Annotated in this window: 2 protein-coding genes; both read right to left on the bottom strand. The window is 68.8% G+C overall.

From position 1 onward, the window contains the following. Nucleotides 1-260: 260 nt before the first annotated feature. On the bottom strand, nucleotides 261-1,595 hold the full coding sequence (locus IT306_22185) for a hypothetical protein (protein ID MCC7371141.1): 1,335 nt from the start codon (nucleotides 1,593-1,595) through the stop codon (nucleotides 261-263). A gap of 222 nt (nucleotides 1,596-1,817) precedes the next feature. Further along, the gene (locus IT306_22190; protein MCC7371142.1) at nucleotides 1,818-2,876 is read right to left on the bottom strand and encodes a TraM recognition domain-containing protein; all 1,059 of its coding nucleotides are present in this window, start codon (nucleotides 2,874-2,876) and stop codon (nucleotides 1,818-1,820) included. Between the last annotated feature and the right edge of the window lie 23 nt (nucleotides 2,877-2,899).

Below are 2,899 nucleotides of genomic sequence, written 5' to 3' on the forward strand. Positions count from 1 at the left end.
CCTCGAGCTTGGCGGAGAACCGCTCCTCGTTGCTGTTCCAGGGGCCCCAGTAGACGTCGTTGGTCTGGGCGTAGCCGGCCATCGGCCAGACGAGCAGGCCCGCCACCAGCAGCAGCTTCCTCATTCTCTTCTCCCATCGCGCCTGTCTAGCAGGCGCAAGAACGCGATCGTGCCCAGTCCCATCACGAGGACCAACGTGCCCGTGACGCAGCCTGCCCAGGGCCACGCACCCTGGGCCTCCAACCACTCGACCCACGCCGTCACCACTTCTCACCCGGCCCGACGACGAAGTCGACGAGGCCGGCCCCCTGGAGCTTCAGGTTCTCGGTGCGCACGCGCTTGCCCTCGAGGAGCGTCAGCTTGGCCGACCTGGGGCGTTTCTGGCCCTTCGACACCTGTCCGATGATCACCAGGTCCTTGCCCTCGACGCGCGTGCGGGTCTGCGCCACGACGCCTTCGATCAGCATCTCGGTCGGCTCGACCGTCTTGGCGCCACCAATGGCCACGACCTTGACCTCGACGTGCTCGCCGTCGAGAGCCATCGAGTCGATGATGAGCGGCACCTGGCCCGGCAGCCCCATCCGTCGGTTGATCCGCCAGACCTGGCGCTCCCCAGCTGCGCTTGGCGCGGGCGAGGGGGCGGCCGTGGCCACGGCCGGCGGCGTCGGAACGGGTGTAGGCAACGGCGTCGGCGCCGGCGTCTGAGGCGGTGTCGGCCTTGGAGTCGGCGTGGGCGCCGGCGTCGGGCGCGGAGTCGGTGTGGCCGTCGGCTTGGGCGTGGGCGCCGGCGTCGGTGTGGCCGTCGGCTTGGGCGTGGGCGCCGGCGTCGGTGTGGGTGACGGTCTGGGTGTCGGCGCCACCGGCACCGGCGTCGGCGCCGGCGTCGGCAGTGGCGCCGGCCGGCTCCAGCTCGCCTGCGGGAACGAGTAGGTCGCTCCTCGCACGACGATCTCGATCGGGCCGTCCTTCGTCGTCAACTTGTCGGCCGGCACCTGCACGACGACCCGCAGATCCTCCCCAACGGTTTCCGCGGCGTAGGGCGCCGAGGCGCCGGCCCAGCGCACGGCATCGACCATGCCGATCCGGGCGCCGCCCTTGAGGAGGTAGCGCACCCAGATCCGCTTCTCGTCGCGCACCGAGTCCTGCTGGAGCACGGGGCCCGACTGCCGCGACTCGGAGCCCAAGGGCCTGGCCGCAGCCAGCCCCTTGGCGTCCAGCTCCTCGATCACCAGCCGCACCTCCGAACTGATGCCCTGGGCGACGGCCACGACCTGGAGCTTGAGGACGTAGCGCGCTGTCCGGATCGTTACGGTGCCCTTGGCTGTCGGGTTGGCCGGCTCGAACGCGATTTGGCCGGGAGGGCCCGCCTTCTCGGGCATGACTCCCAGGGAGTCCACGGTGGCCGAGTTGTCCGCCTCCATTCGTTGGATGCGATCGGGCAGCACGAAGCGTGTCGTCTTGCCGGCCGGAACCTGGAGCGCAACTGGGCGCTTCAGATCGTCGATCGTCACCTGGACGGTTTGGACGGGCACGGGGGCCGCGGACACGGCGGTGGCGACGCAGCACAGCACCGCCACGAAGGTCGCGCCGCGCATTACCGGCCCACTCCGGGGGGCATTGCCCTGTTGTCTACCATAGATCGGGACGCCGTTGCCACAAGTCTCTACTTCGTGCGAGGACTGACCTCGCCGCTGACTGTCGCGGCGCTTCTGAGGGGGGGGATACGAGGCGTACGGCGTATACGTCGTCCAGGTGCGTTCCCCGCCAGGGCGGCCCGGGCGCGAACCCCCGGATTCTACCCCTTTTGCCATTTCCCCTCAGGCCAGCGCCCCCACCTTCTCCCGCAGCCGGCTGCCGTCCGGCAGCATCGATGACAGCGCCTGGGCCTCGCACCACAGCCGCCCGGCGGTGCTGTCGAACCACGAGACGTTCGGGTCCTCGTAGTACGGCTTCAGGTACATGTACGTCGGATCCCTCACCATCGTCCCGTCGAAGACCTTGGCGATGGCCTGATTGAGGGCCAGGGTCGTGAAGGCCCGCGGCGCGAACAGCGCCTCTCGCTGAGGCGTCACGTTGGTGCCGACCGACAGCTGCCCGTGCTCGGCCGAGATGAAGTTCCGGTCGAGCAGCGAAAAGGCCGCCATGTTCTGCTCGTTCTGGGTGAGCGTGACCTTCTCTCTCTCGATCTCGCCGCACAGCTTGGACGCGCCCTCGGCCGTGGTCGTGTCCTCCGCGCACAGCCAAATCTTGGTGCGCAGGTTCGCCAGCAGCACCGCCATGCGCGAGTCCTGCTCCAGCTTCGCCTTCAGGCTCTCGTAACTCTGGGTGGCGATGACGGAGCAGCACTTCGCCTCACGGCACTTGCTCAGGAAGGTGGCGTCGGCGGGGTGCGACACGATCGTGTCGTACTCGTCCGCCACGAAGAAGCACACCCGGCCCGGGTCCTTGTTCGGGCCCTCCTCCTCGGCCGCGGCCAGACGGGTCAGTACTCGGTCGAAGAAATTGAGCTTCGTGGCGGTCTGGACGATCAGGGACACACCCTTGAGCTGCGAGTACGGCACCTTGAGGGCCACGATCGCGCCGCGACGGATCAGCTCGTCGAAGCCCAGGAAGTTGGCCTCGTCGTCGAGCGGGCAGAAGGCGTGCCGGATCTCCGGCTCCTCGAACATCGCCGCCATCGTGATGACCATGGCCGCGATCGACCCCTTCAGCTTCGGGTCCTTGCCGGCCATGCTCGAGGACAACCAGAACTTCAGGGCCTCGTACTCGGCCTGGTCCTCCGCCGTCGCCTGGCCGCCCTCGCAGCGGTCAGCGCACATCTTGAGCCAGCTCTGGAACTCCTGCTCGGAGGAGGCCAGCCGGTAGAAGTCCTGCATGGTGGGCTCCCGGCCGGCGCCCA

It is taken from the genome of Chloroflexota bacterium, assembly GCA_020850535.1.
Taxonomy (GTDB): domain Bacteria; phylum Chloroflexota; class UBA6077; order UBA6077; family JACCZL01; genus JADZEM01.

Bases quoted from the DNA above. Each gene is read 5' to 3' on its own strand.
- IT306_22190 (MCC7371142.1), bottom strand. From the start codon at position 2,876: ATGCAGGACTTCTACCGGCTGGCCTCCTCCGAGCAGGAGTTCCAGAGC.
- IT306_22185 (MCC7371141.1), bottom strand. From the start codon at position 1,595: ATGCGCGGCGCGACCTTCGTGGCGGTGCTGTGCTGCGTCGCCACCGCC.